The sequence below is a fragment of the Paraburkholderia sp. A1RI_3L genome (assembly GCF_048957895.1).
Lineage (GTDB): Bacteria > Pseudomonadota > Gammaproteobacteria > Burkholderiales > Burkholderiaceae > Paraburkholderia > Paraburkholderia kururiensis.
The window spans coordinates 313,865-339,668 of record NZ_JARCHA010000005.1 but is presented as its reverse complement, the minus strand read 5'-3'; the positions used below and the strand labels follow the sequence as shown (position 1 = coordinate 339,668).

At 65.0% G+C, this 25,804-nt stretch carries 20 protein-coding genes and 1 tRNA gene; 8 read left to right on the top strand and 13 right to left on the bottom strand.

Translation table 11 applies throughout. The annotated features are described in order from the left end of the window. Window positions 1-4: 4 nt before the first annotated feature. From lon to tig, 4 genes are all read right to left on the bottom strand, one after another. Window positions 5-2,425, bottom strand: coding sequence for an endopeptidase La (gene lon / locus PXJ20_RS16905; RefSeq protein ID WP_017773869.1), 2,421 nt, complete (start codon window positions 2,423-2,425; stop codon window positions 5-7). A gap of 179 nt (window positions 2,426-2,604) precedes the next feature. Beyond that, window positions 2,605-3,876 carry an ATP-dependent Clp protease ATP-binding subunit ClpX gene (gene clpX / locus PXJ20_RS16900; protein WP_017773868.1) on the bottom strand — a complete coding sequence of 424 codons (1,272 nt, stop codon included), beginning with the start codon at window positions 3,874-3,876 and terminating at the stop codon, window positions 2,605-2,607. A gap of 187 nt (window positions 3,877-4,063) precedes the next feature. Next, window positions 4,064-4,717 carry an ATP-dependent Clp endopeptidase proteolytic subunit ClpP gene (gene clpP, locus PXJ20_RS16895; protein ID WP_026121255.1) on the bottom strand — a complete coding sequence of 218 codons (654 nt, stop codon included), beginning with the start codon at window positions 4,715-4,717 and terminating at the stop codon, window positions 4,064-4,066. A gap of 156 nt (window positions 4,718-4,873) precedes the next feature. Next, window positions 4,874-6,220 (bottom strand): trigger factor, encoded by a 1,347-nt coding sequence (gene tig / locus PXJ20_RS16890; RefSeq protein WP_017773866.1) that lies wholly within the window; start codon window positions 6,218-6,220, stop codon window positions 4,874-4,876. Between the two features lie 560 nt (window positions 6,221-6,780). Between tig and PXJ20_RS16885 the strand changes: the two genes are divergently transcribed. Both PXJ20_RS16885 and PXJ20_RS16880 read left to right on the top strand, forming a co-directional pair. After that, complete coding sequence (locus PXJ20_RS16885) at window positions 6,781-7,926, top strand: glycerate kinase (protein ID WP_421029301.1); 1,146 nt, start codon at window positions 6,781-6,783, stop codon at window positions 7,924-7,926. A 266-nt stretch (window positions 7,927-8,192) separates the two neighbouring features. Further along, entirely contained in the window at window positions 8,193-8,648 is a 456-nt protein-coding gene (locus tag PXJ20_RS16880; RefSeq protein ID WP_413211876.1) for a MarR family winged helix-turn-helix transcriptional regulator, read from the top strand. 131 nt (window positions 8,649-8,779) lie between these two features. Here the strand turns inward: PXJ20_RS16880 and PXJ20_RS16875 are convergent, their stop codons facing one another. The 3 genes from PXJ20_RS16875 to PXJ20_RS16865 all read right to left on the bottom strand — a co-directional run bounded on the left by PXJ20_RS16875 (window position 8,780) and on the right by PXJ20_RS16865 (window position 10,900). Continuing rightward, window positions 8,780-9,793: a 2-dehydropantoate 2-reductase gene (locus tag PXJ20_RS16875; RefSeq protein ID WP_421029302.1), complete on the bottom strand. Its 1,014-nt coding sequence runs from the start codon at window positions 9,791-9,793 to the stop codon at window positions 8,780-8,782. Between the two features lie 32 nt (window positions 9,794-9,825). Beyond that, entirely contained in the window at window positions 9,826-10,596 is a 771-nt protein-coding gene (locus PXJ20_RS16870; RefSeq protein WP_017773861.1) for a class II aldolase/adducin family protein, read from the bottom strand. Between the two features lie 217 nt (window positions 10,597-10,813). Further along, window positions 10,814-10,900 (bottom strand) — tRNA-Leu (locus PXJ20_RS16865). A gap of 299 nt (window positions 10,901-11,199) precedes the next feature. Between PXJ20_RS16865 and PXJ20_RS16860 the strand changes: the two genes are divergently transcribed. After that, window positions 11,200-12,057, top strand: coding sequence for a squalene/phytoene synthase family protein (locus PXJ20_RS16860; RefSeq protein WP_421029303.1), 858 nt, complete (start codon window positions 11,200-11,202; stop codon window positions 12,055-12,057). Window positions 12,058-12,125: 68 nt separating this feature from the next. Here the strand turns inward: PXJ20_RS16860 and PXJ20_RS16855 are convergent, their stop codons facing one another. The 3 genes from PXJ20_RS16855 to PXJ20_RS16845 form a co-directional block, all read right to left on the bottom strand. Beyond that, the gene (locus PXJ20_RS16855; RefSeq protein WP_421029304.1) at window positions 12,126-13,358 is read right to left on the bottom strand and encodes a DUF1501 domain-containing protein; all 1,233 of its coding nucleotides are present in this window, start codon (window positions 13,356-13,358) and stop codon (window positions 12,126-12,128) included. Between the two features lie 94 nt (window positions 13,359-13,452). Further along, a complete protein-coding gene (locus PXJ20_RS16850; protein WP_421029305.1) occupies window positions 13,453-15,048 on the bottom strand; it encodes a DUF1800 domain-containing protein in 1,596 nt (531 codons plus the stop codon). Window positions 15,049-15,121: 73 nt separating this feature from the next. Beyond that, window positions 15,122-15,457 (bottom strand): hypothetical protein, encoded by a 336-nt coding sequence (locus PXJ20_RS16845; protein WP_421029306.1) that lies wholly within the window; start codon window positions 15,455-15,457, stop codon window positions 15,122-15,124. 236 nt (window positions 15,458-15,693) lie between these two features. On the opposite strand from PXJ20_RS16845, the gene ompR reads away from it, so the two are divergent. The 4 genes from ompR to PXJ20_RS16825 all read left to right on the top strand — a co-directional run bounded on the left by ompR (window position 15,694) and on the right by PXJ20_RS16825 (window position 19,252). Then, window positions 15,694-16,428, top strand: coding sequence for a two-component system response regulator OmpR (ompR, locus tag PXJ20_RS16840; RefSeq protein ID WP_017773795.1), 735 nt, complete (start codon window positions 15,694-15,696; stop codon window positions 16,426-16,428). A gap of 45 nt (window positions 16,429-16,473) precedes the next feature. Beyond that, window positions 16,474-17,823, top strand: coding sequence for an ATP-binding protein (locus PXJ20_RS16835; protein ID WP_017773794.1), 1,350 nt, complete (start codon window positions 16,474-16,476; stop codon window positions 17,821-17,823). A gap of 272 nt (window positions 17,824-18,095) precedes the next feature. Continuing rightward, window positions 18,096-18,644: a peroxiredoxin gene (locus tag PXJ20_RS16830; protein ID WP_017773793.1), complete on the top strand. Its 549-nt coding sequence runs from the start codon at window positions 18,096-18,098 to the stop codon at window positions 18,642-18,644. An 83-nt stretch (window positions 18,645-18,727) separates the two neighbouring features. Beyond that, on the top strand, window positions 18,728-19,252 hold the full coding sequence (locus PXJ20_RS16825) for a carboxymuconolactone decarboxylase family protein (RefSeq protein WP_421029307.1): 525 nt from the start codon (window positions 18,728-18,730) through the stop codon (window positions 19,250-19,252). A gap of 84 nt (window positions 19,253-19,336) precedes the next feature. Here the strand turns inward: PXJ20_RS16825 and PXJ20_RS16820 are convergent, their stop codons facing one another. The 3 genes from PXJ20_RS16820 to ispD all read right to left on the bottom strand — a co-directional run bounded on the left by PXJ20_RS16820 (window position 19,337) and on the right by ispD (window position 21,996). Continuing rightward, complete coding sequence (locus tag PXJ20_RS16820) at window positions 19,337-20,512, bottom strand: acyltransferase family protein (protein WP_421029308.1); 1,176 nt, start codon at window positions 20,510-20,512, stop codon at window positions 19,337-19,339. Window positions 20,513-20,735: 223 nt separating this feature from the next. Beyond that, window positions 20,736-21,215, bottom strand: coding sequence for a 2-C-methyl-D-erythritol 2,4-cyclodiphosphate synthase (gene ispF, locus PXJ20_RS16815; RefSeq protein ID WP_126877331.1), 480 nt, complete (start codon window positions 21,213-21,215; stop codon window positions 20,736-20,738). A 70-nt stretch (window positions 21,216-21,285) separates the two neighbouring features. Continuing rightward, window positions 21,286-21,996 carry a 2-C-methyl-D-erythritol 4-phosphate cytidylyltransferase gene (gene ispD, locus PXJ20_RS16810; protein WP_126877332.1) on the bottom strand — a complete coding sequence of 237 codons (711 nt, stop codon included), beginning with the start codon at window positions 21,994-21,996 and terminating at the stop codon, window positions 21,286-21,288. Between the two features lie 199 nt (window positions 21,997-22,195). Between ispD and mfd the strand changes: the two genes are divergently transcribed. Then, window positions 22,196-25,705 carry a transcription-repair coupling factor gene (gene mfd / locus PXJ20_RS16805; protein ID WP_421029309.1) on the top strand — a complete coding sequence of 1,170 codons (3,510 nt, stop codon included), beginning with the start codon at window positions 22,196-22,198 and terminating at the stop codon, window positions 25,703-25,705. Window positions 25,706-25,804: the final 99 nt, after the last annotated feature.

The following is a 25,804-nucleotide window of genomic DNA, read 5'->3' as shown; positions in this document are numbered from 1 at the left end:
GTTCCTAGTGCTTCACGACATCCGTCGCACCAGACTCTTTGCCCGGCTCGCCAACCGGCGGCGTACTCTTCACCTCTTCTTCCGGCAAGGCTTCCGGCGTACGTTCGAGCGCCAGCTCAAGAACCTTGTCGATCCAGCGGACCGGCACGATCTCGATCGCGTTCTTCACGTTGTCCGGAATCTCTGCGAGATCCTTCACGTTCTCTTCCGGAATCAGCACGAGCTTGATGCCGCCACGGTGCGCTGCCAACAGCTTTTCCTTCAAGCCACCAATGGGCAGCACTTCACCGCGCAGCGTGATCTCGCCCGTCATCGCAACGTCGGCTCGCACCGGAATACCCGTGAGCACCGACACCAGCGCCGTCGTCATCGCAATACCGGCGGACGGACCGTCCTTCGGCGTCGCCCCTTCCGGCACGTGGATGTGGATGTCCTGCTTCTCGAACGCTTCGTCCTTGATGCCAAGACGCCGCGAACGCGAACGCACCACCGACCGCGCCGCTTCGACCGATTCCTTCATCACGTCACCAAGCGAGCCCGTACGGATCACGTTGCCCTTGCCCGGCATGACGGCCGCTTCGATCGTCAGCAGGTCGCCGCCCACCTCCGTCCACGCGAGACCGGTCACCTGACCGATCTGGTTTTCCTTCGCCGCGAGACCGAAGTCGTACTTGCGCACGCCGAGGAAGGTGTCGAGGTTACTGCCGTCCACCTTCACCGCACCTTCGGCCTTCTTGAGCAGAAGCATCTTCACGACCTTGCGGCAGATCTTCGACACTTCACGCTCGAGCGAACGCACGCCCGCTTCACGCGTGTAGTAGCGAATGATGTCGCGGATAGCCTGCTCCGCGACTTCGATCTCGCCTTCCTTCAGGCCGTTGTTCTTCTTCTGCTTCGGCAGCAGGTAACGCTGCGCGATGCTGACCTTTTCGTCCTCGGTATAGCCCGACAGACGGATCACTTCCATCCGGTCGAGCAGCGGAGGCGGAATGTTCAGCGAGTTCGACGTCGCCACGAACATCACGTCCGAGAGGTCGAAATCCACTTCGACGTAGTGGTCCGCAAACGTGTGGTTCTGCTCCGGGTCGAGCACTTCGAGCAGCGCCGACGAGGGATCGCCGCGGAAGTCCATGCCCATCTTGTCGACTTCGTCGAGCAGGAAGAGCGGATTGCGCACGCCGACCTTCGTGAGGCTTTGCAAAATCTTGCCCGGCATCGAACCGATATACGTGCGGCGGTGGCCACGAATCTCGGCCTCGTCACGCACGCCGCCCAGCGCCATGCGCACGAACTTGCGGTTCGTTGCACGCGCAATGGACTGCCCCAGCGAGGTCTTGCCGACGCCCGGAGGCCCGACGAGACACAGAATAGGCGCCTTCACCTTGTCCACGCGCTGCTGGACCGCGAGGTACTCGAGAATGCGTTCCTTCACCTTCTCGAGCCCGAAGTGATCTTCGTCGAGCACGCGCTCGGCGTTCGAGAGGTCGTTGTTGACCTTGCTCTTCTTGCGCCACGGCAAGCCGATCAAGGTATCGATGTAGTTGCGCACGACCGTCGCCTCAGCCGACATCGGCGACATCAGCTTGAGCTTCTTCAGCTCGGCGTCGGCCTTCTTGCGGGCTTCCTTGGGCATGCGCGCGGCGGTGATGCGCTTCTCGAGCTCTTCGAGATCCGCGCCTTCTTCGCCCTCGCCCAGTTCCTTCTGGATCGCCTTTACCTGTTCGTTCAGGTAGTACTCGCGCTGGCTCTTCTCCATCTGACGCTTCACGCGTCCGCGGATGCGCTTTTCGACCTGCAGGATGTCGATCTCGGCTTCGAGTTGCGCGAGCAGATGTTCGAGGCGTTCCACGACGGGGAACATCTCGAGGATGTGCTGCTTCTGGTCGAGCTTGAGCGGCAGGTGCGCGGCAATCGTGTCCGCGAGACGGCCGGCCTCGTCGATACCCGAAAGCGACGTGAGAATCTCAGGCGGAATCTTCTTGTTGAGCTTCACGTACTGGTCGAACTGCGAGACGATCGCGCGGCGCAGCGCTTCGGTTTCGGCGCTGTCGGCATGATCCGGTTCGAGCGGCATCACTTCGCACGAGAACTGCGTTTCCTGTTCTTCGATGGAAAGCGTCTTCGCGCGTTGCAACCCCTCCACGAGTACCTTCACGGTACCGTCGGGCAGTTTGAGCATCTGCAGGATGTTGGCGATACATCCCACTTCATACATGTCTTTTTCGGTGGGCTCGTCCTTGGCGGCAGTCTTTTGCGCGACGAGCATGATGTGCTTGCCGCCCTCCATCGCCGCCTCGAGAGCCTTGATCGACTTCGGACGGCCCACGAAGAGCGGAATCACCATATGCGGGAACACGACGACGTCGCGCAGCGGGAGCAACGGGAGCGTGGTGCGTTCGGGCGGGAGGAGTTGGGTTCCTGACATTTCATTTCCCCATGGATGGAATCAGATTGTTCGGTAAGTGAGGCCGGCGAAATCGATTGCAAGCCTCATGCGTGTGGGAAAAGTTCAGTGACACCAAAAAGTACGCCTTGACCACAAGATAAACGAAAAAAGCCGTTCACACTCCCATGAACGGCTTTTTTCCACAACTCTTTAGCCGATCAATTCGACCCTGCAACCTTCGGTGCGTCCTCGTAGATCAGAAGCGGCTTGCCATCGCCCTCGATCACGTTGTCATCGATGATGATCTTACTGACACCTTTCATTGCGGGCAGCTCGTACATCACGTCCAGCAACGCCTGTTCCAGAATCGAGCGCAGCCCGCGCGCACCGGTCTTGCGGCGGATTGCCTTGCGCGCCACGGCCTGGAGCGCGCCGGGCCGAATCTCCAGTTCGACACGTTCCATCGCGAACAGCTTGTGGTATTGCTTGACGAGCGCATTCTTCGGCTCGACCAGAATCTGCATCAGTGCCGCTTCATCCAGCTTGCCGAGCGTGGCGACCACGGGCAGACGGCCAATCAGTTCGGGGATCAAGCCGAATTTGATCAGGTCTTCCGGTTCCACTTCGCGCAGCACCTCGCCGGCGTCGCGGTCCTGCTTACTCTTCACGCTGGCGCCGAAGCCGATGCCGGTTTTCTCGGTGCGATCGGTAATGACCTTCTCCAGCCCGTCGAACGCACCGCCACAGACGAACAGGATGTTCGTGGTGTCAACCTGGATGAAGTCCTGGTTAGGATGCTTGCGCCCCCCCTGCGGCGGCACCGACGCCATCGTGCCCTCAATAAGCTTCAGCAGGGCCTGCTGCACGCCCTCGCCCGACACATCGCGCGTGATGGACGGGTTGTCCGACTTCCGGCTGATCTTGTCGATTTCGTCGATATAGACGATACCGCGCTGCGCCTTGTCGACCTCGTAATTGCAGTTCTGGAGCAGTTTCTGGATGATGTTCTCGACGTCCTCGCCGACGTAACCGGCTTCCGTCAACGTGGTGGCGTCCGCAATCACGAACGGCACGTTGAGCAGGCGCGCCAGGGTCTGGGCGAGCAGCGTCTTGCCGGAGCCCGTGGGCCCGATCAGGAGAATGTTGCTCTTGGAAAGCTCGACGTCGTCCTTCTTGTCGAGATGCTTGAGGCGCTTGTAGTGGTTGTAGACCGCTACCGCGAGAATCTTCTTCGCGCGCTCCTGGCCGATCACGTACTGATCGAGGATCTCGCGGATTTCCTGCGGGCTCGGCAAGTCGGATTTCGACAGACCCGCCTCGACACCCGCACCGGCTGCCTCGTCACGAATGATCTCGTTGCAGAGGTCGATGCATTCATCGCAGATGAATACCGACGGACCAGCAATCAGCTTTTTCACTTCATGCTGGCTCTTGCCGCAGAACGAGCAATACAACAGCTTCTCGCTGTTAGAACCTTTCTTGTCCGCCATGGATAAATGAGCCTCCGGACACTCTGTTACATGATACGCCGTTTCCTCCCGCCGCAACGGCGGGAGCGCGTGAACCGCACTGCTATGACGGCGTGATGGCCGCAGGCCGCGGGGGCGCTGATCCCGATTATTTCACAAGCGCTGCGCCGGGCGCTCCCGCCCCAATTTGGGCGGAAAGCGCGCCGCGTCAGGGGCGCTTATGCAAGACCTGGTCCACGAGGCCATACGCTTGCGCATCTTCGCCGGACATGAAGTTGTCGCGGTCGGTGTCGCGCGAGATGCGTTCGACCGGCTGACCGGTGTGATGGGCCAACAGATGGTTGAGCCGGTCCTTCAGGTAGAGGATTTCACGCGCCTGGATCTCGATGTCCGATGCCTGGCCGCGCGCGCCGCCAAGCGGCTGGTGAATCATCACGCGCGAGTTCGGCAGCGCAAAACGCTTGCCCTTCGCCCCCGACGCCAGAAGGAACGCGCCCATGCTGGCGGCCAGTCCCATGCACAGCGTCGATACGTCGGGCTTGATGAACTGCATGGTGTCGTAGATCGCCATGCCAGCCGAAACCGAGCCGCCCGGGCTGTTGATGTAGAGGCTGATGTCCTTGTCCGGATTCTCGCTTTCCAGAAACAGCATCTGGGCCACCACCAGGTTGGCCGTCTGGTCGTTCACTTCGCCGACCATGAACACGACGCGTTCCTTGAGCAGACGCGAGTAAATGTCATACGAGCGCTCGCCACGGCCGCTCGTTTCCACGACGATCGGCACGAGGCCAAGCGCCTGAGTCTCGAAGTCCCGCGGCGCGTGGGAAGCCAGCGTGTCCAGCAATTGAGCGCGAGTCGTCATGCAATGAGTCCTTGTCCGGAAAATATCGTCTGATTCGCCACGTGGCGACGAACGCCGCGCTATTCAACCATACCGTGGGAAGGGCCAAAAAACGCGGACGAAAAAACGGCGTGCGGGCCGTCGCTCCGACAGCCGGCACGCCGTTGCAGCGACGCCTTACGCCTGCGCCGTCGCGCTTGCCAGTTCTTCGAAGCTGACTTCCTTGTCCGTCACCTTCGCCTTGCTGAGCACGAACTCGACGACGTTGCTTTCGACGACGAACGCTTCCATTTCACCAAGGCGCTGCTTGTTCGAATAATACCAGCGGACGACTTCCTTCGGGTCTTCGTAGCTCTTGGCGAATTCGTCCACTTCGGCGCGAATCTGCTCGGGCTTTGCCTCGAGGCCGTTCTGCTTCACGAGTTCAGCCAGCACGAGGCCCAGCTTGACGCGGCGCTCGGCCTGATCCTTGAACATTTCGGCCGGGATCGGCGCGTCCTTCGCGTTGGGCACGCCGCGCTGCATCAGGTCCTGACGCGCCATCTCGACGAGACGCTCCTGGTCCTGCTCGATGAGCGCCTTGGGCACGTCCAGCTCGGCGATCTTCAGGAGTGCGTCCATGACCTGGTTCTTGACGATAGCCTGGGTGCGACGCTTCGCTTCACGCTCGAGGTTTTCCTTGATCTCGGCGCGCATCTTGACGAGATCGCCGTCGGCGATGCCGAGCGACTTCGCGAATTCGCCATCGATCTCAGGCAGATGCGGCCATTCGACCTTCTTCATCGTGATCGTGAACTGCGCGGTCTTGCCGGCCACTTCCTTGCCGTGATAGTCGTCCGGAAACTTCAGGTCGAATTCGCGCGCTTCGCCCACCTTCAGGCCCTGCGCCGCCTTCTCGAACTCCGGCAGCATGCGGCCTTCGCCGAGCACGAATGCGAAGTCTTCCGCACTGCCGCCCTGGAACGCGACGCCGTCGATCTTGCCGACGAAGTCCACCGTCACGCGGTCGCCGTCCTTGGCCGCCGCGTCCGCGCCGCCATCGCCGTGCTCGCCGGCTTCGCCGCGGGCGTGGAAGTGCACGCGCTGCTTGCGCAGGATGTCGAGCGTGCGATCGATTTCGGCTTCGCTGATCGTGGTGGTCGTGCGCTCGATCTCGGCCGTGGAGATGTCGCCGAGCGTCACTTCCGGATACACCTCGAACGTCGCGTCAAAGGCGTAGGCGCCTTCGGAGGCGTCCGTTTTCGGGCTGAAGCTCGGCTGACCGGCCACGCGCAGATTCTCGGCGCGGCTGATGTCGAAGAACTCCTTGCCGACCTTGTCGCTCAGCACTTCCGCTTCGACCTGGCCCGAATACTGTTGCGTGACCATCTTGAGCGGCACCTTGCCCGGGCGGAAGCCCGGCATGCGCACATTCTTCGCGATCTGGCGAATACGGGACTCGATCTCCTTCTGCACGGCCTCCTTCGGCAGGGAAATCGTCACGCGGCGTTCGAGCTTGCCGAGGTTTTCAACAACGTTAGCCATGGCTTCAATCGTCCTAAAATTATTCGAGCGAATCTGTCAGTCTTTGCCGTACCGCGCGGTGCCACCGCGTAGGCTGCTTTGCGCTGCAGCCCCGGTTCTGCGAACCGAGCCCTGTGAGCCGCTTCGCCGCGGCCGGCACCGGCCTCGAGTCTCTTTGGCCCCGGCCCACCTGCGGCGCGCCTGCCGCACGCACTTGCTGCACGTACCTGCCACACGCATTTGCCGCACGCCTTTGCCACAGTCCGGGAACCGCCTTCCGGGCCACCCACTTTGAGGCCACTTCCAGCACGGTTTGGTCAAAAGAGCCCAGTAGTTTAGCAAACTATTGACGCGCTCAAGCGGAATCGGCGTACCTGTCATATTCGGCATGGGTCGCCTCGCGCAAACATTCGGGCGCAAGCGTCCGATGTCCGTCATGCGAGCGCCCGTATCGCGGGCGCGAGCGAGGCTGATAAGCTAACGGGCGCGCATCGCGCGTAGGACACTGTCGCGGCCCGATGGTGGCCCCACGCCACGCCTTTGCCGAATATTCCAACTTCCACGAGACACCCAGGAACACTATGTCAGACACGTCCGTCGCGCCTGTCGTCGTCATCGCTCCCGACTCCTTCAAGGGTTCGCTCAGCGCCGCCGAGGTGGCCGCCGCCATCGCCGAAGGCGTGCGTCGCGCGCGCCCGGATGCGACAGTGCGTCTGTGTCCCATGGCCGACGGCGGCGAAGGAACGCTCGACGCGCTGCTCTCGCACGGCGGCGTGCGGCGCATCCTCAGCGTGCACGGCGCAGCCGGTACGGCGCGCGAGGCGGCGGTGGGCTTGCTCGAAGACGGCAGCGCCATCGTGGAGACCGCCGAAATCGTCGGCATCACGGACGCGGACGGCATGAGCGTGCCCGTCGAGGCGCGCAGCACGCGCGGTATGGGCGAAGCGATCCGCTCTCTGCTCGACGCGGGCGTGCGGCGCTTCTATGTGGCGCTGGGCGGCAGCAGCACCAACGACGGTGGCGCCGGCCTGCTCGCTGGCCTCGGCATGAAGCTCTTCGATGCCGCCGGCGAAGCCCTCGAACCCACGCCGGCCTCGCTCGCGCGCCTCGCGCGCGTCGATGTCTCGCGACTGGACGCGCGCGTGGCCGAAGCCACGTTCGTCGGCATGTCCGATGTCGATAATCCGCTCAATGGCGAGCATGGCGCGACCGCCGTATTCGGCCCGCAGAAGGGTGTCCGGCCCGAACAGGTCGAGGCCATCGACAGCTTGCTTGCGCGTTTTGCCGATCTGCTCGAAGTCGCGCTGCAGCGCACGGCGCGTCATGAGCCGGGCGCGGGCGCCGCGGGCGGGCTTGGCTTCGCGCTTCGCATGCTTGGCGCGCATTTCGAGCCCGGCGCCGAAGTGGTGGCCCGCGAGGCCGGCCTCGACGCCTCACTCGCCGGCGCGAACTGGCTGATCACCGGCGAAGGGCGCTCGGACGTGCAAACGCTCCACGGCAAGGCGCCTTTTGTCGCCTGTCGCCACGCGCGCGCTGCCGGCGTGCCGGCCTCGCTGCTCTCCGGCGCCGTGGATCCCGCCGCATTGCCCAGACTGGCGGAGCACTTCAACGGCTGCTTCTCGCCGGCGCCGGGTCCTATCACGCTGGACACGGCCATTCGCGACGCGGCGCAACTGCTCGCCAACGAGGCGGAACAACTGACGCGCCTGAAATACGGCGTGCGCTGATCGACGATCGACGCCGCGAGCAAGAAAAAACACAGGCACAACGCGAGGCGCGTCGACCACACACCTCGCGCAACGACACCGTGATTCATGCCGCATGCCGCGCGAGTCGTGCCACGCGCGTCATCTCCAGTATCGACGTGCAGCGACGCGTCGGCATCACGCCGCGCGTTGACCGCCTGCACAGTTGCAGCAACAATCACAGCGCCATGACGGCGTCATGTTGCCCGCGTCACTACGCCGCCCTCCCCACTACGACCAGGACCCCCATGAAGGCCGACGACAAAGCCGGACTCGACCAGTTTCTGACCTATCGCCTGCACGTCCTGAACAAGCTGTCCGAACGCGGTATCAGCGAACGCTACCAGGCGAAGCTCGACGTCACGCTGCCCGAGGCCCGGATCATTGCCGCGGTGGGATCGTTCGGGCCGTTCTCGGTCATGGACCTCGCGCGCCACGCGAATCTCGACAAGAGCCAGGCGAGCCGCGCCGCGGAAGCGCTGATCCGCCGGGGGCTGGTGGCCCGCGACAGCGATCCCGCGGACGGACGCGTCGTGCTCGTTTCGCTCACGCCGGAAGGCCGCGCGCTCTATCGCCGCGTGATGCCCATTGCCCGCAAATGGAACGCGGACCTGTTCGATTGCCTCGACAACGCCGAGCGCGTCGCGCTCGGCAACATGCTCGACAAGGTGATTGCGAACGCTCTGGCGCGGGCGGCCGGCTGAAGCCGCGTCCGCAGCATCCGGGGCATCCCGGGCATAGGGCCGGTGTCAGCGGCCGCTTTACGGCCTACGTTACTGGCCGCTTCGTCGTCGCGGCTCATCGCCCCGCTTCGTCGTTCTCTTCACAGCCAGAATCACAGTCCGCTGTTCGCCGCACGCTGTCTCAGCAAGCCAAGCACCGCGTCGCAAAACGGCGTAGGCACACCGAGTTTGCGGCCCAATTCAGGAAACACGCCGAGGATCGGCCCTACCTCGAGCGGGCGTCCCGCCTCGAAGTCCTGCAGCATCGACGTCCTGAACGATCCGAGCCGCCGTGTCACGGCAATGCGCTCGGCCGGACTCATGCCCGTGGAGAGGCCAAGGCGCGCGCCGATCGCTTCGGCTTCCTCCATCATGCGCAGCACGAGCGCATGCGTGAACGGATCGTCGAGCAGTTGCGTCGAGGTAGAACCCGTCAGCGCGCTCAACGGATTCATATTCATGTTGCCCCAGAGCTTGGCCCAGATCTCGGTACGGATGTCGTCCGCGAGGGCCACGTCGAAGCCACCTTCGCGCATCGCACCGGCGAATGCCGCTGCGTGGGCGTCTAGCGCGTCAGGCGCGCCCGGGCTGCCGTTCGCCACGCGCGGGGCGCCTACGATCAGATGATTGCCGCGCCCGCGCCGCACCACGCCCGGCGCATCCGTGGACGACGAAAGATGCACCACGCAGCCAATCGATCGGCGCGGTGGCAACGCGGCCGACACCGCGCCGTTAGGGTCCACGGCCTCGATCGGTGTGGTCGCGAGCGGCCCGTCCGTGCCCGCGAGGAACCACCACGGCAAACCGTTCATGGCGGCGACGATCACCGTATCCGGACCCACGAGCGGTGCAAGACTCGCAGCCACACCCGGCAGCGCCTGCGCCTTCAGCGCGACAACGACGAAGTCCTGTACGCCCAGTTCGGCGGGCGTGTCGGTAGCGATCACGCGCGTCACCGTTTCGCCCTCCTCGTCGATGATGCGAATGCCGTCGCCACGAATGGCGTCGAGCGTCTTGCCTCGTGCAACCACGCTCACCGCGTGCCCTGCGCGGGCCGCTGCCGCCGCGATCAATCCGCCGATCGCGCCCGCGCCCACTACTGTCGTTCTGATCTGTCCTGTTTTCATGTCTGCCTTGAACCGAGACGCGCAGCGACACGCTACGCCTTGTAAGAAGGATCGATCCGATCCACCTGCCGCAGCATGGCATCGAGCACGTCCTGCCCCGCGCCGTGACGCGGATCGAACTGCAGTGCGTCGCGCGTGCAGCGCATCGATACCTCGTCGGGAATGAGCCGCGCCGCACCGAGCGACGCTGTCGCGAGTTGAACCTCGCATGCGCGGTTGAGGGTCCAGAGCCGCGCAAACGCCTGCGCAACGGTCTCGCCGATGGCGAGCAACCCATGATTGCGCAAGATCATCAGGCGCTTCGCACCAAGATTCGCAACGAGCCGCGGCCCTTCGTCGGAGTGAATCGTGACGCCTTCGAAATCGTGGTACGCCACGGCGTCGTGCAGTTGCGCGGAATAGAAATTCGAGTTCTCGAGCCCTCGCTCAGAACAGGCAACGGCAAGGCCGGCCGTGGTATGCGTGTGCATCACGCAGTGCGCGTCAGGCACCGCGCGATGAATCGCCGCATGCACGACGAAGCCCGCGGGATTCACCCGCGCCGCGGTCCCGTCCACGACCTGCCCGTCGAGATCGATCTTGACGAGATTCGACGCCGTGACCTCGGAGTAATGCAGCCCGAACGGATTGATCAGAAAGTGCCGCTCGGGGCCAGGCACGCGCACGGTGATGTGGTTGTAGATCAGTTCGGTCCAGCCGAGCATGGCGAAGATCCGGTAGGTGCCGGCGAGCAAAACACGAAGCGAGCGCTCGTCGCTCGCGCTTGCAGCCGAAACCGGATGCGTGGCGTCGACGGTCTGCATGGCGGTCTCCTTTCCCGGCGCGGCCGAGTGCTGGATAAAGGCGGATGAAGCAAGCCCATGCAGGATAGGAGAGGACGGTTGCGGGGGCAACCATGCGCGGTCGTGCAGCGTACATGCCGCGCTCAGCACGAAAACCCAGCACGAAAACCCGGCACGAAAAAACGGCCGGACAAAGCCGGCCGCACAGACGTTCGATGCTACTGAGTCAAATAGATGATGGTGCGAGGAGCGGGACTCGAACCCGCACACCATTGCTGGCGTCAGGACCTAAACCTGGTGCGTCTACCAATTTCGCCATCCTCGCCGCCGGGCCGGCGGCAACGCTCCTGGCGCTGCCGCCGGCCCGATATCCGGCACCGCTGCCGGCATTGGTGCGGCGGGCGCCGCACGCCGGAATCGCGTGAGGGCGAGATTCTAACCGATTGCCTCACGCTTGTCTGCATGCGCACTGAATCTGCAACCCGCTGCGGTGCTAGAATTTGTCGTTTCGCGTGACGCACCCCATCGCATACCACCGCGCATGATCGCGGCAGACACGCCGCTGCGCGATGGCCGGCGTGCATGTCGGCGAGAGCTCCGTCCCCTGCCCCTACCGCCCGCACTGTGAATTTCGACGAATACTGCCTGCAAAAGGCGGCCCCGCCTGGATCGAGCACCTACTACGCACTGCGCCAGGCGCCACTCGCACAGCAGCCGCTGCTCGCGGCGCTGTTCGCTTTACGGCGTGAGTTCGAGGAGACGGTCAAGGAAACGAGCGACCCCACCGTGGGCCGCACCAAACTCGCGTGGTGGCAGAAGGAAACGGCTGCACTGGCGGCAGGCTCGCCCTCGCACCCGGTGTCCATGGCGCTCGCCGCGCACCTGGGTGACGTCGCGGCCGAATACCCCGCGCTGCAGGCGCTGCTGGCGGGCTTCGAGATGGATCTCGAGCAGGCGCGCTACCTCGACTTCCCGAATCTGCGGCGTTACATGGACGGTGTCGGGGGCACGTTTGCCGCGCTTCTCGCACGCGTCTCGGCCAAAGGATCGGCACAAGGATCGGCACAAGACGTGGCCCAGGCACAGGACTGGGCCGCATCGCTCGGTCACGCACTCATGCTTGCGCAGTTCGTCCACGAAATCGGCAACGACGCGCGCCACGGCCGAATCTATGTGCCCATCGACGAACTGCAGCGCTACAACGTGACCGCCGCGGATCTCATCAACCGCCGCTACAGCGACGCGTTCACGCAACTGATGCAGTTCCAGACCACGCGCGCGCGCGACGCGCTGCATAGCGCGCTTGCCGCCATTCCCGCGGCCGAGCGCCGTGCGCAGCGCCCGCTGCGCTCGCTCGCTGCGCTCTCGCTCGCGCTGCTCGACGAGGTCGAGCGAGAGGGTTATCAGGTCTTGCACCAGCAGATCGTGCTCACGCCCGTCCGCAAGCTGTGGATTGCCTGGCGCGCGGCGCGGCGCGGCTGAGCCCGCTGGCGGCTGACCTCTCGCCCGCCTTTCGCGACGCCCGACGCGCGACGCCCGACACCCATCTCTCACGCGCGCAGCAGCGGCAGTGGGTCGAACCGCTGCTTGAGCACGGCCTGCGCATCCATGCCCCACCACGTATCGAGCACCGTCGCGTAAAGCTCGCGAAAGTCCACGCCAACGGGCAGATTGCCGTTGCCGTCGAGTCTCGCAAGCACGGGCGGCACGCCATAGAAGCCGCCGCGCACGCGTCCGCCTGCGACGAAATGCGGCGCCACCGTGCCGTGGTCCGTGCCGTTGCTCTGGTTCTCCTGCACGCGCCTGCCGAATTCGGCGTAGGTCATGACGAGCGTGCTGTCCCACCGGCCCAGCTCGACGAGCGCAGCGCGCATCGCGGCCATACCGTCGGCGAACTGGCGCAGCAGCGCAGCCTGCTGACCGGGCTGGTTCTGATGCGTGTCGAAACCGTTCAGCGTAAGCCGGATCACCGCGACGCCCTGCCCCGGCATCGCCTTGCCTTGCGGCGTGGACGAAGCCGCGAGCACCTGCATCGCGGTCTTCACCGACGCACCGAACGCCCCGCCCGGAAACGCCGTCTTCAGCGTGTATTGCCCCGGGCGTGGACGCAGGCGATCGGCGGCCTGCAGGATGTCGTTCTCGACGTCCAGAATGTGCGCAAGCTCGGGATTGCGCTCTTGCAGCGAGACAGGCGTGACAAGCTTCGACGCCTGCACGAACTGCGCGGGATTGACGAGTGCAATGGCACGCGCGCCATTGGCAAGCGGCCCCATCTCCGCGCTGCCGATCACCACGCCGTCAGCGGCAAACCCGTGCGGCACCGCGCGCTGCCCGAACGCTCGCGTGAGCCATCCCTCGCGCAGGTATTCGCCGGCATCCGACGCCGTATCCCAGATCTCGATGGAGCGAAAGTGCGACAGGTTGGGCTGCGCATAGCTCACGCCCTGCACGATGGCGAGCTGCTTCGTCTGCCAGAGCGGCATCAGCGGTTCGAGCGCGGGATGCAGCGCCGTGCGTTCGTCGAGCTGAATGACCTGCTCGCGCTTGATGCCGATGTTCTTGCGCAGCTTCAGGTAAAGCGGATCGGCGTAGGGGATGACGGTGTTCAAACCGTCGTTGCCGCCTTTGAGCTCCACGAGAATCAGCAGGTTGTCGTAGCCGTGTGTGATTGAAGAACCCGAGCGTGAGGCACCCTCGCCGGCGTACGCGCGAGGCGCGCCGCGCGCCAGCCACAGCGACATGCCGGCGGCGCTCGCCATCGTCAGGAAATCGCGTCGTTTCATGCTGTACCTCGTTCGGGCGGTCTCGCCTGTGCCGCCGTCGCGGCAAAGCGGGCTGTGCCGCGAGCGCCATCGCTTCGGCAAGCGCGGTTCATCGTCATTTGAGCTGGTAAGCCGGATCCATCAGCAGCGCCTGCAGATAGGCGCTCGCGGTGGAGTCGGTTGCGATCGGGTCCACCGGCGCGAACGGCAACACCGCATGCTGCAACTGCAGTTCGGCGGTAAGCCCTGGCCGCGCTGTCGGCGACGTGCGGAAGTCCGTCAGCCACCGCGCAATGTCGAAATGCATGCTGCCCTTCACCATACGCCCGGCCGGCACCGCCGCCGTGGAGCGCAGCAGTTGCTCGACGAATTGCTTGCGCGCGAGCAGCGTCGAGCTATTGATCCACGTTTCGCCGCCCGGCCATCCCTTCACGTTCGGCGGATAGAACAGGTTCTCGCCGAAGTTGCGCATGGCGCCCGCGAACGGCGCCGTGCTTTCGTAACCGATGTCGAAGGCGCGCACCGCGCCGACCACGAATTCGGCCGGGGACTTCACGAGCACGCCGCGATTGTGCTCGTCCCAGAACGCGTCCGTGAGAAACAACCCACGCAGCGCGACCTTGATGTCGTAGCGACTCGCGCGAAAACGAGCGGCAATGGGTTCGATCTGCGCCGGGTCCGGGCTCTCCGAAACGAACTCGCGCCACAGCTTGCGCACGACGAAGTCGGCTGTCTCAGGGCGCGCGAGCAGAATGTCGAGCACTGCGTCGCCGTCGAACGGTCCTGTTTCGCCGAGTACCGTCTTCATGCCGTTGTCGTGGCGATCCGCCTGCCAGACGTAGGCCGCTGTGTCGGGGTCGACACCCCAGCCCGTGTACGCGCGAGCCGCCTCGGCCACGTCACGCTGCGTATAGCGGCCCTCGCCCAGCGTGAAGAGCTCCATCACTTCGCGCGCGAAATTCTCGTTCGGCTTGCCTTTGCGATTGCTCGCCCCATCGAGGTATTGCAGCATCGCGGGATCTTTTGCCACGTCGTGCAGCATCGTCGCGAAGCTGCCCAGCGCGTCGCGGCGCAACAGCACGTTTTGCTGTGCCATCGACTGCGGCCAGCTCACCTTGTCTTGCGCCGACGTGAAATGGTTGTGCCAGAAGAGCGTCATGCGTTCCGTGAGCGGCGACGGCGTGGTGGTCATTTCGCGCACCCACCACGCGCGCAGTTCGTCATAGCGCTGGCCGCGCGTCTGCTGCTCGGCGCGGCGCTCGTCGGGTGTCCATGCGTTGCGTTCGGCGCGCGTGGGGACGGGCTCAGCTGTCCACAACGGCATCGGGTTCACCGCGACGGTGCGCGTAGCGAAGAGCACACGGGCCACGGCCTCTTCGCGCGTGAGGCCGACGTACTGCGCGACTTCAGTGTGGTCGGGCGCAAAGCCGGTGCGGGTGAGGAAGTAGCGGGCGTCGTCGGCGTCGAGTACGGCCTCGTGGGTGGGGTGCGAAGGCACCGCGGGTGGCCTGGCGGTGACGCGGCGAGCGGTGGGTGCCGCCGTGATACGCGTTGTGGCAACAGGATGGCCGGTACCAAAGCCGCCGCTCGTCGCCGTGGCATGCGCGGGCGTAATCAGCGCCCCTGCAGTGGCGCACGACGCCGCTACCGCCAGCACGGCCTGCCGCGCCACCCCCGCAAGGCTCGGGCGCATCGTCATAAGCGTATTCATGGTCGACCGGTTCGGGACTGGGCTGCGGTAGCGAGGTCAGCTCTTACACGGCGCGGGCCGGCCTTTTCCGTCGTCAGCGCTTGTAGAGTTCGCGCACGGCGTCCTCGATATGCTGGCGTAGCAGGCGGCGCTCTTCGGGCGTCATGTGGCCGTCGCGGCGGCGCTGGTCGAGGTCGGGGGGGACGGCGGTGCGCATCGCAAGGTCCGAGGCGGGCTGCGGGGGCACAACCACCGGGCGGCGATACGGCTTCGTGCCGTTGGGCGTGCGTGGGGACAGACGGGAATGGGGAAGCCGGTCGGCAGCCGGCTGAGCGAGAACGGAAGCGGGTTCGAGCAGGCTCGCAAGAGCACCGGCCACGGCGAGCCCTGTCACGATGAGGCGCACCCTTGGCCTGACCCCTCCCTTCATCTTGTTCCCTTCGTGGCGCGGCAAACGGCTTACCTCAAATACATGTGTGCATGTGCAAGACCCAAAGAAGGCGGGCGCGAGCGTTATAGTCTAATGAAGTATCCACCGAACAGCCGCAGTCAGTAAAGGAGTGTACGCGTGGCCGCTTTACGTCGTGCCACGGGGCGGGTAAATTTTGTAACTGACTGTAACTCGGCAATTCGCCAAAACTCGCACCCCTTTCTAATCGCGCTAAGATGCCGTCCATGGAAACCAAGAACCCTTCAAAAATCCTTGTCGTCGACGACGATCCGCGCCTGCGCGACCTGCTGCGGCGCTATCTCGGCGAACAGGGATTCAACGTCTACGTCGCTGAAAACGCACCGGCCATGAACAAGCTCTGGGTGCGCGAGCGTTTCGACCTGCTCGTGCTGGACCTGATGCTGCCCGGCGAAGACGGCCTCTCGATCTGCCGCCGTCTGCGCGGCAGCAACGACCGCACGCCCATCATCATGCTCACGGCCAAGGGCGAAGACGTGGACCGCATTGTCGGCCTCGAAATGGGCGCCGACGACTATCTGCCGAAGCCGTTCAATCCGCGCGAACTGGTGGCACGCATTCATGCGGTGCTGCGTCGCCAGTCGCCTTCCGAGCTCCCGGGCGCGCCCTCCGAAACCACGGAGGTGTTCGAGTTCGGCGAGTTCGCCCTCAATCTGGCCACGCGCACGCTCACCAAGGCCGGCCAGGAAATTCCGCTCACCACCGGCGAATTCTCGGTACTCAAGGTGTTTGCCCGGCATCCGCGCCAGCCGCTTTCGCGCGAAAAGCTCATGGAGCTCGCCCGCGGTCGCGAGTACGAAGTGTTCGACCGCAGCCTCGACGTGCAGATTTCGCGCCTGCGCAAACTGATCGAACCCGATCCGGGCAGCCCGCGCTTCATTCAGACTGTCTGGGGACTCGGCTACGTGTTCATTCCGGACGGCGCAGCCTGATCCCGAGCCCAGCTTTGCGGTTCGTTTCTCTGACAGGGACGGTCCATGCGGATTGACCGGCGCGTCCTCACGCACGCCTTCGGCGGACTTTTCTGGCGCACCTTCCTGCTGATCGCGCTCCTCATTGCGGTAAGTCTCGCGGCGTGGTTCCAGAGCTTTCGCGTGATCGAGCGCGAGCCCCGCGCGCAGCGCGTGGCGCTTCAGCTCGTCGCCATCGTCAAGCTCACCCGCACCGCCCTGCTTTACTCCGATCCGGATCTGCGCCGTGCGCTGCTCCAGGACCTGGAGAGCAACGAGGGCGTGCGCGTTTATCCGCGCGAGACCACCGACAAATACAAGCTGCAGCCCGACGAATCGCTGAACCGGCTGATCGAGCACGACATCCGCAGTCGCCTCGGCGACGACACGGTGATCGCGCAATCGGTCAACGACATTCCCGGCGTGTGGATCAGCTTCAAGATCGACGACGACGATTACTGGGTCGCGCTCGATCGCGATCAGCTCGACAACGTCACGGGCCTGCAATGGGTGGGCTGGGGCGTGTTCGCGCTCGCGCTCTCGCTCTTCGGCGCAGCGTTCATTACGAGCCTCGTGAACCGCCCGTTCTCGCGGCTCTCCATGGCCGCGCGCAAGGTGGGCTCGGGGCAGTCGCCCGAGCCGCTGCCCGAACGCGGCATGGGCGTGGCCGCCGAAACGAACCGCAGCTTCAACCAGATGGTGCGCGACCTCGAGCAGCTGGAAGCCGACCGCGCCCTGATGCTGGCAGGCATTTCGCACGACCTGCGCACGCCGCTCGCGCGCCTGCGGCTGGAAACCGAAATGAGTCCGTCGGACCAGACGACCAAGGACGCGATGATCGACGACATCGAGCAGATGGACATGATCATCGGCCGCTTCCTCGATTACGCGCGGCCCGTGCAGCGTCAGCCCGAGAAGGTCGACCTCTCCGTGATCGCAAGCGAGCTCGCCGCGCGCATGTCGTCCGAAGACGGCATGCGCCTGATCACGCGGCTTGCGCCCGCTGCCGTGGTAGAAGCCGATGAAACCGACATGCGTCGCGTGGTGGGCAACCTGATCGAGAACGCCCGCAAGTACGGCATCAGCGAGACCGACGGCATTCCGCACGTCATGCTGGAGACGCGTGTCTCGCATTCGCGCGTGGAGCTTTCCGTGGTGGACGAAGGCCCCGGCATTCCCGAGGACCAGCTTGCGCTCGTCACGCGGCCGTTCTACCGCGTCAATTCGGCACGCACCCAGGCCAACGGCACGGGTCTCGGCATGGCGATCGTGCAACGCCTCGTGGGCCGTTACCGCGGCACCTTGCGGCTGCGTAACCGTGCACCGGGCCCCGGCCTCGAAGTTACGATCGAATTTCCGCTCGCCAAGGGCGTCTGATCCGGCGGGCCACGCCGGCATTTCTGCAGCGCCTCCCCTCGCTCGCGCCGGCAGCCGGCGCATCATGACCCGCACGGGTCCCGCTGTCAGCGCGCGGGCACAACCCATGCTGACGCCGTACGCCTAAAAGCATCCTCCCGACGTTTAGACAATTTCTATTGAACAACCCAGTCAATAGACCAGTCTTTGCAGGTGTAGCGGGTGCGCTCCCGCTGACCGGAGCGTCACCGCGCTGTCTTTCATCGAATCCATCTCTGCACAGGAGCAAGCGCATGAAAACCGTGGGCGACAAACTCGAAGCTTTCACCGTCACCGCTGCGAAGCCGGGCTTCAACAACCATGAAGAAAACGGCGCGTCGGCGTTCGAAGAGATCACGGAAACGTCGTTCCCGGGCAAGTGGAAGATCATCTACTTCTACCCCAAGGACTTCACGTTCGTGTGTCCGACAGAGATCGTCGAATTCGCGAAGCTGCAAAAAGCGTTCGAAGAGCGCGACGCGGTGCTCCTCGGCGGCAGCGTCGACAACGAGTTCGTCAAGCTCGCCTGGCGCCGCGAGCACAAGGACCTCGACAAGCTGAACCACTATTCGTTCGGCGACGTGAAGGGCGAACTGATCGACCAGCTCGGCATACGCGACAAGGAAGCGGGCGTTGCACTGCGTGCCACGTTCGTCGTGGACCCGGACAACACGATCCAGCATGTCTCGGTCAACAACCTGAACGTGGGCCGCAACCCCGACGAGGTGCTGCGCATTCTGGACGGCCTGCAGACCGACGAGCTATGCCCCTGCAACCGCGCGGTCGGCGGCGCCACGCTATGAGCGCGACAAAGCGGCTCGCCATGCCCGGCAAAGCGGGCGAGCTTCCTGCCGACTGATCACGAAGCGACCACGAGGAGGTATTGATGGAGTTTCTTGCCGCGATCAAGGAGCGCATTCCCGACTACGCGAAGGACATCCGCCTGAACCTCGACGGCACGATTGCGCGTTCGTCGCTCGAAGGCAACGACGCCGTGGGCGTCGCGCTCGCCGCCGCCTTTGCCGCGAAGAGCGCGACGATCGTGAAGACCATCCGCGATGCCGGCGTGCTGTCGCCCGAGGAAACCCACGGCGCGCTCGCCGCGGCCGCGCTGATGGGCATGAACAACGTCTGGTATCCGTATGGGGAGATGACCGGCAACGCCGACCTCAAATCGCAACCGGCCGGCCTGCGCATGAACGCCTATGCGTCGCACGGCGGCGTCGACAGGCGCCGCTTCGAACTGTACGCGCTGGCCGCATCGATCGTCGGCAAATGCCACTTCTGCGTGAAGTCACACTTCGACTCGCTCATTGAAGAAGGCATGTCGTCGACGCAATTGCGCGACGTCGGGCGTATTGCCGCGGTGGTGAACGCGGCCGCGCAGGTGATTGCCGCGGAGAACGCGTAGGCGCGCGGTACGCGTTGGGCTGCGCGTGCGTGGTCGCGCACGGCAGCAAACGGCGCTGAACGATCGCGAGCCGTCGCAGGCGACTTAGCGTGCGCCGAGGTCCACTGCCGGTTGCTGCCCGGCAAGGCGCCTGCGAATCGCCGCTTCGAGCGGCTTCTTGAGTTCCAGCAAACGCTTTTCAAGCAACTGCCACGATAGATGCGCGAGCAGCAGCGCAAGCAGAAATTGAAGCATCACCGGCAAGCCAATCTGCAACCAAGCAGGCACATGAAGACGCGCATACAGATACGGCGCTTCGCCGAGCTTCGATGGAATCAGGTTGTGGAACAGGTAGAAGCCGTAGCTGACGGTGCCGAAGTAGTCGAGCGGACGCCATTCGAGCACCGAGACGAGCATGCTGTTCTGCCGGTTGACGATCCAGAGGAACACGCCGAGCAGCGTGAAAGACAGGCCGACGTCGAGCACCCCCGCCAGCGCGCCATCGGCCGGGGCGCCGCGCGTCGAAACCCGCCACACCAGCACCGCAACGAGCCCTGCCGCGCACACAAGCAACGTGAGCGTGGCGCCTGCCACGGCGGCCACTACCCGATGGCGCGCACAGGCAATACCGCCCATGCCCCCGAGCGCGAGCAACGCGAAGTTCCACGGCGAGCACGCATAAACGAGCGGCGGACTCGCCCCACCCGCATCGAGCGCCACATGGACGACGGCCGCGACGGCAACGAAGCCCGCGCACAGCGCGACGTGGCGTGACGCTGGCGTGAACAGCAGCACGAACGGCGCCACCAGATAGAACTGCTGCTCGACGGCGAGGCTCCAGAAATGCGAAACGGTGCCCGGCCAGCCGTCCTGCACGAATCCGATCCAGTAATCCGAAAGATAAAGGACATGCCACGGCAAGCCGAGATTCACCTCGCGCTGATAAAACAGGTGATGTGCAATCGCGAGTGCCGCAAGCAAAAGGTAATAAACCGGGAAAATACGCAGCGCGCGTTTCATATAAAACACGTACAGCGCCGCATTATGCCGCGCGCCCGCTTCTTTCGCTTCTTCAATACGCAGGCGATTGCGATGCAGTTCCCCCATGATCAGAAAACCACTGATGAGAAAGAACAGCCAGACGCCCAGTTTTCCGGCATCCACGGCTTCGCCCATGCTGCCCAGATGGCCTTTGTGAGCAGCGAACACGAGCGTCACCGCCAGCGCCCGTATGCCGTTGAGGCCCCTCACATGGCCTCGAAGTTCTCGAGCTGCGCTCATCGCCCTTCCTGCATGCCAGTACCCGCGCAGTATAGGGCGACAAATATTGAAATTAATCCGGGCCGAAGGTTCGCCCGTTATTGCCGCGACCGCGCGCGTCCATTAGAGCATGGCAACGCTTTTACGACTTTTTGTTCTTTTATTTCACGGTCTTTTTACCGGACGCGGGCTCGCGGCACGCCATCCGGCAATCCTGCCCGGCTCTCGCCGGAACACGCGTCAATCACACCCGCATGAGCAGCACAGCCGCCTGCGCCTCGATGCCCTCGCCGCGCCCGAGGTACCCCAGCTTCTCGTTGGTCTTGGCCTTCACGTTCACACGGTCGAGCGGCAATTCGAGGTCGGCCGCGATATTGGCGCGCATGCCGTCGATGTGCGGCGCGAGCTTCGGCGCCTGCGCGATCACGGTGCTGTCCACGTTCGCAATGGCGAAGCCCGCCTGCTTCACGCGCGCAGCACACTCGCGCAGGAGCACGCGGCTGTTCGCGCCCGCAAAGCGGGTGTCGGTGTCGGGAAAGTGCCGGCCAATGTCGCCGAGCGCCGCCGCTCCAAAGAGCGCGTCGGTGATCGCGTGCAGCAGCACGTCGGCATCCGAGTGGCCGAGCAGCCCGCGCTCGTAAGGCACCGTCACCCCGCCGATGATGAGCGGGCGCCCCGGCACGAGTGCGTGTACGTCATAGCCCTGTCCGATTCTGAAATCCATGCGTAAGTCCGTAGTGAAAATTCGGGGGTGCTCGAGCTCACTTCGAGCTCAGTTCAAGCTCACTTCAAGGTCACTGAGCAGCCGGCCGGCTCAGGATCGCTTCCGCGAGATCGAAATCCTCGGGATAAGTCACCTTGAAGTTGCGCAGGCTGCCCTGCACGAGCCGCGGCGCGTGACCGAGCCATTCGATCGCGCTCGCTTCGTCGGTGAGGTCGTGGCCTTCCTGTTGCGCCCGCTCGATCGCGTGGCGCAGCATGCCAAGCCGGAACATCTGCGGCGTCTGCGCCTGCCAGAGGCCGTCGCGTGACTCGGTGCGCGCCACGTGCGGCGGCTGCGCAGGCGCCATGCGCTTGAGCGTGTCGGCCACGGGCAGCGCCACGATGCCGCCTACGGCGTCGTCCTTGAGTTCGGCAACCAGCGTGCGGATCAGCGCGGGCGTAATGCCCGGACGCGCCGCATCGTGCACGAGCACCCAGTCGTCGTCGCGCGCACCGAACCCCGAGAGCGCGATGAGGCCGTTGAGCACCGACGCCTGGCGTGAAGCGCCGCCGCAGCGCTGCACCGCGAAGCGCAGGCCGGCGAAGCGGCGCGCGTCGAAATGGGCGTCGTCGGGCGAGATTACAACGAGTGTCTGCGCGAATTCGCTGCAGGCGTCGAACGCGGAAAGCGTGTAGTGGAGCAGATCGCGGCCGGCCACGGTACGGTACTGCTTCGGCATGGCCGAACCGGAACGGCTGCCGGTGCCGGCGCACGGAATGAGGGCAAAAAGGCGTGAGGTCACAGTAGTCGGATGCTTGCGGGCGCCGCTCGCCGGAGCGCCCGTCTGAGCCGGGTGCGAAAGCTGCGGGAGCCAAATGGAAGGACGGATTTTATAATAGGTCCTTTGCGTTGACGCCGGAGCACGCCCGAGCGCGGTCCGGCGGCCGCTGCAATCGCGCATCATCACGGCTTCATTGCCGCCCAAGGCCGCTCCCTTTCCTATGTCCGATACCGCCGCTTCATCGTCGTCCCCGTCTTCTCCGTTGCCGCCGGCCTGCCCTGTCGCGCTCGTGAAGAGCGGGCAGCGCTTCGCGTTCGACGGCACGCACGGGTCGTCCGATGCACTTCTGATCGCCCGCTACCATCTCGCCTACCGCGACAAGATTCCGCTGCTCGCGGTGGTCTGCGCGAGCGCCGTGGACGCGCAGCGGCTCTCGCAGGAAATCACCTTCTTCGCGCCGAATGCCCGCGTGCGTCTGCTGCCGGACTGGGAGACGCTGCCCTACGACACCTTTTCGCCGCACCAGGACCTCGTCTCCGAGCGGCTCGCCACGCTGCACGACCTGGGCGAAGGCCGGTGCGACATCCTGCTCGTGCCCGCCACCACGGCGCTGTACCGCATGCCGCCCGCGTCGTTCCTCGCGGCCTACACATTCTCGTTCGCCCAGGGCGAGCGCCTCGACGAGGCGAAGCTCAAGGCGCAGCTCACGCTCGCGGGCTACGAGCACGTGAGCCAGGTGGTGCGTCCCGGCGAGTACTGCGTGCGCGGCTCGCTGATCGATCTCTATCCGATGGGCTCGCCGCTGCCGTACCGCATCGACCTGTTCGACGACCAGGTGGATTCGATCCGCGCGTTCGACCCCGACTCGCAGCGCAGCCTTTACCCCGTGCGCGACGTGCGCCTCTTGCCCGGCCGCGAGTTTCCGTTCGACGAAACCGCGCGCACCGCGTTTCGCAGCCGCTGGCGCGAGGTGTTCGAAGGCGACCCGAGCCGCGCGTCGATCTACAAGGACATCGGCAACGGCGTGCCGTCGGCCGGTATCGAGTACTACCTGCCGCTCTTTTTCGAAGAGACGGCCACGCTCTTCCATTACCTGCCGCCCGCGGCCCACCTCGTGTTTTCGGGCGACCTCGACGTGGCGATCCGCCGCTTCACCGCGGACACGAAGCAGCGCCACAGCTTCCTCTCACACGACCGCGACCGGCCGATTCTGGAACCCCAGCGCCTCTTCCTTTCCGACGACGACTTTTTCGCGCTCGCCAAACCGTTCGCGCGCCTCGTGCTGCCGGCCGCAAGCGGCGGCGGCTGGGCCGCGCCGCTGCCAGGCCTCGCACTCGACCGCCACGCCGACGACCCCGTCGCCGCACTGCGCGCCTGGCTTGCCACCACGCCGAACCGCGTGCTGTTCGCGGCCGAATCGGCGGGGCGCCGCGAGACCATCGCGCAACTGCTTGCGGACAACGCCCTGCGCCCCGCGCAGACCGACAGCTTCGAAGACTGGCTCACGGGCGACGCGCCTTTCTCGCTCGGCGTCGCGCCGCTCGCGAACGGGTTCATCGTGCCGGCCGAAGGGCTCGCCGTCGTTACCGAGACCGAGCTTTACGGCACGCTCGCGCGCCGCACGGGCCGGCGCCGACAGGAGCAGGCGAGCAACGTCGATTCGATGGTGCGCGACCTCTCCGAACTCAAGGTGGGCGACCCCGTGGTCCACACGCAGCACGGCATCGGACGGTACTGCGGGCTCATCACGATGGACCTCGGCGAAGGCGAAACGGAGTTCCTGCACCTCGAATACGCGGGCGACAGCAAGCTCTACGTGCCCGTCTCGCAGTTGCACGTGATCTCGCGCTACAGCGGCGCGGACCCCGAAAGCGCGCCGCTGCACGCGCTCGGCTCCGGTCAGTGGGAAAAGGCGCGCCGCAAGGCGGCCCAGCAGATTCGCGACACCGCGGCCGAGCTGCTCAACCTCTATGCGCGCCGCGCCTCGCGCGAGGGCCATGCGTTCAAGCTCGAACCGCGCGACTACGTGAAGTTCGCCGAAAGCTTCGGCTTCGAGGAAACGCCCGACCAGGCCGCCGCGATTGCGGCCGTGATCGGCGACATGACGAGCGGCAAGCCGATGGACCGCCTCGTTTGCGGCGACGTGGGCTTCGGCAAGACCGAAGTCGCGCTGCGCGCCGCGTTCATCGCGGTGATGGGCGGCAAGCAGGTGGCGCTGCTCTCGCCCACCACGCTGCTCGCGGAGCAGCACACGCAGACCTTCACGGACCGCTTCGCCGACTGGCCCGTGCGCATTGCCGAACTCTCGCGCTTCAAGTCGACGAAGGAAGTCAACGCCGCGATCCAGCAGATCAACGACGGCACCGTGGACATCGTGATCGGCACGCACAAGCTGCTTTCGTCGGACGTGCAGTTCAAGCGGTTGGGGCTCGTCATCATCGACGAGGAACACCGTTTCGGTGTGCGCCAGAAGGAAGCGCTCAAGGCGCTGCGCGCCGAAGTCGACGTGCTCACGCTCACGGCCACGCCGATTCCGCGCACGCTCGGCATGGCGCTGGAAGGCCTGCGCGACTTCTCGGTCATCGCCACGGCGCCGCAAAAGCGCCTCGCGATCAAGACCTTCGTGCGGCGCGAGGAAGACGGCGTGATCCGCGAGGCCATGCTGCGCGAACTCAAGCGCGGCGGCCAGGTGTACTTCCTGCACAACGAGGTGGAGACCATCGAGAACCGCCGCGCGATGCTCGAAGCCCTCGTGCCCGAGGCGCGCATCGCCGTGGCCCACGGCCAGATGCATGAACGCGAACTCGAACGCGTGATGCGCGACTTCGTGGCCCAGCGCGCCAACGTGCTGCTGTGCACGACGATCATCGAGACCGGCATCGACGTGCCCACGGCCAACACCATCCTGATCCATCGCGCCGACAAGTTCGGGCTCGCGCAATTGCACCAGCTGCGCGGACGCGTGGGCCGCTCGCATCACCAGGCCTATTCGTATCTGCTGGTGCACGACCCGCAGGGCCTCACGAAGCAGGCACAGCGCCGCCTCGAAGCGATCCAGCAGATGGAGGAGCTGGGCGCGGGCTTCTATCTCGCCATGCACGACCTGGAAATTCGCGGCACGGGCGAAGTGCTGGGCGACAAGCAGTCGGGCGAGATTCAGGAGATCGGCTTCCAGCTCTACACGGACATGCTCAACGACGCCGTGAAGGCGCTCAAGGAAGGCCGCGAACCGGACCTCAACGCGCCGCTCGCCGCAACCACCGAGATCAACCTGCACGCGCCCGCCATCTTGCCCGCCGACTATTGCGGCGACGTGCAGGAACGGCTCTCGCTCTACAAGCGCCTCGCAAACTGCGAACACGACGACGCGATCGACAGCATCCAGGAAGAGCTGATCGACCGCTTCGGCAAGCTGCCGCCGCAGGCGCACGCGCTCGTCGAGACGCACCGCCTGCGCCTCGCCGCGCGGCCGCTCGGCATTTCGAAGATCGACGCGGGCGAAGCCGTGATCGGACTGCAGTTCGTGCCGAACCCGCCCATCGACGCCATGCGGATCATCGAGATGGTGCAGAAGAACCGGCACATCAAGCTCGCGGGTCAGGACAAGCTGCGCATCGAAACCCGCAGCCCCGACCTCGCCGTGCGCGTGGCCACCGTCAAGGAAACGCTGCGCGCGCTCGGCACGCCGGCCCGTCATGCGGCCGCTGGCGCCGCCACGTCGGTGCGGTAAGCAGGTCAAGCCACGCGAAGGCTGCGGTTTGCACCGCCCGCTGCGCTTCGCGGCGGGCGGCTTGCAGGACGACACGCGCTGCGCGCCGCGCGTGTCTTT

What these genes read in the sequence shown, in the direction of transcription:
- PXJ20_RS16825 (WP_421029307.1), top strand. Translation starts at nt 18,728, where the DNA reads ATGGAGTTTCTTGCCGCGATCAAGGAGCGCATTCCCGACTACGCGAAG.
- PXJ20_RS16885 (WP_421029301.1), top strand. Translation starts at nt 6,781, where the DNA reads ATGTCAGACACGTCCGTCGCGCCTGTCGTCGTCATCGCTCCCGACTCC.
- clpP (WP_026121255.1), bottom strand. Translation starts at nt 4,717, where the DNA reads ATGACGACTCGCGCTCAATTGCTGGACACGCTGGCTTCCCACGCGCCG.
- PXJ20_RS16845 (WP_421029306.1), bottom strand. Translation starts at nt 15,457, where the DNA reads ATGAAGGGAGGGGTCAGGCCAAGGGTGCGCCTCATCGTGACAGGGCTC.
- PXJ20_RS16880 (WP_413211876.1), top strand. Translation starts at nt 8,193, where the DNA reads ATGAAGGCCGACGACAAAGCCGGACTCGACCAGTTTCTGACCTATCGC.
- PXJ20_RS16830 (WP_017773793.1), top strand. Translation starts at nt 18,096, where the DNA reads ATGAAAACCGTGGGCGACAAACTCGAAGCTTTCACCGTCACCGCTGCG.
- ompR (WP_017773795.1), top strand. Translation starts at nt 15,694, where the DNA reads ATGCCGTCCATGGAAACCAAGAACCCTTCAAAAATCCTTGTCGTCGAC.
- ispF (WP_126877331.1), bottom strand. Translation starts at nt 21,215, where the DNA reads ATGGATTTCAGAATCGGACAGGGCTATGACGTACACGCACTCGTGCCG.
- PXJ20_RS16835 (WP_017773794.1), top strand. Translation starts at nt 16,474, where the DNA reads ATGCGGATTGACCGGCGCGTCCTCACGCACGCCTTCGGCGGACTTTTC.
- PXJ20_RS16870 (WP_017773861.1), bottom strand. Translation starts at nt 10,596, where the DNA reads ATGCAGACCGTCGACGCCACGCATCCGGTTTCGGCTGCAAGCGCGAGC.
- clpX (WP_017773868.1), bottom strand. Translation starts at nt 3,876, where the DNA reads ATGGCGGACAAGAAAGGTTCTAACAGCGAGAAGCTGTTGTATTGCTCG.
- PXJ20_RS16875 (WP_421029302.1), bottom strand. Translation starts at nt 9,793, where the DNA reads ATGAAAACAGGACAGATCAGAACGACAGTAGTGGGCGCGGGCGCGATC.
- PXJ20_RS16850 (WP_421029305.1), bottom strand. Translation starts at nt 15,048, where the DNA reads ATGAATACGCTTATGACGATGCGCCCGAGCCTTGCGGGGGTGGCGCGG.
- PXJ20_RS16855 (WP_421029304.1), bottom strand. Translation starts at nt 13,358, where the DNA reads ATGAAACGACGCGATTTCCTGACGATGGCGAGCGCCGCCGGCATGTCG.
- mfd (WP_421029309.1), top strand. Translation starts at nt 22,196, where the DNA reads ATGTCCGATACCGCCGCTTCATCGTCGTCCCCGTCTTCTCCGTTGCCG.
- tig (WP_017773866.1), bottom strand. Translation starts at nt 6,220, where the DNA reads ATGGCTAACGTTGTTGAAAACCTCGGCAAGCTCGAACGCCGCGTGACG.
- PXJ20_RS16820 (WP_421029308.1), bottom strand. Translation starts at nt 20,512, where the DNA reads ATGAGCGCAGCTCGAGAACTTCGAGGCCATGTGAGGGGCCTCAACGGC.
- lon (WP_017773869.1), bottom strand. Translation starts at nt 2,425, where the DNA reads ATGTCAGGAACCCAACTCCTCCCGCCCGAACGCACCACGCTCCCGTTG.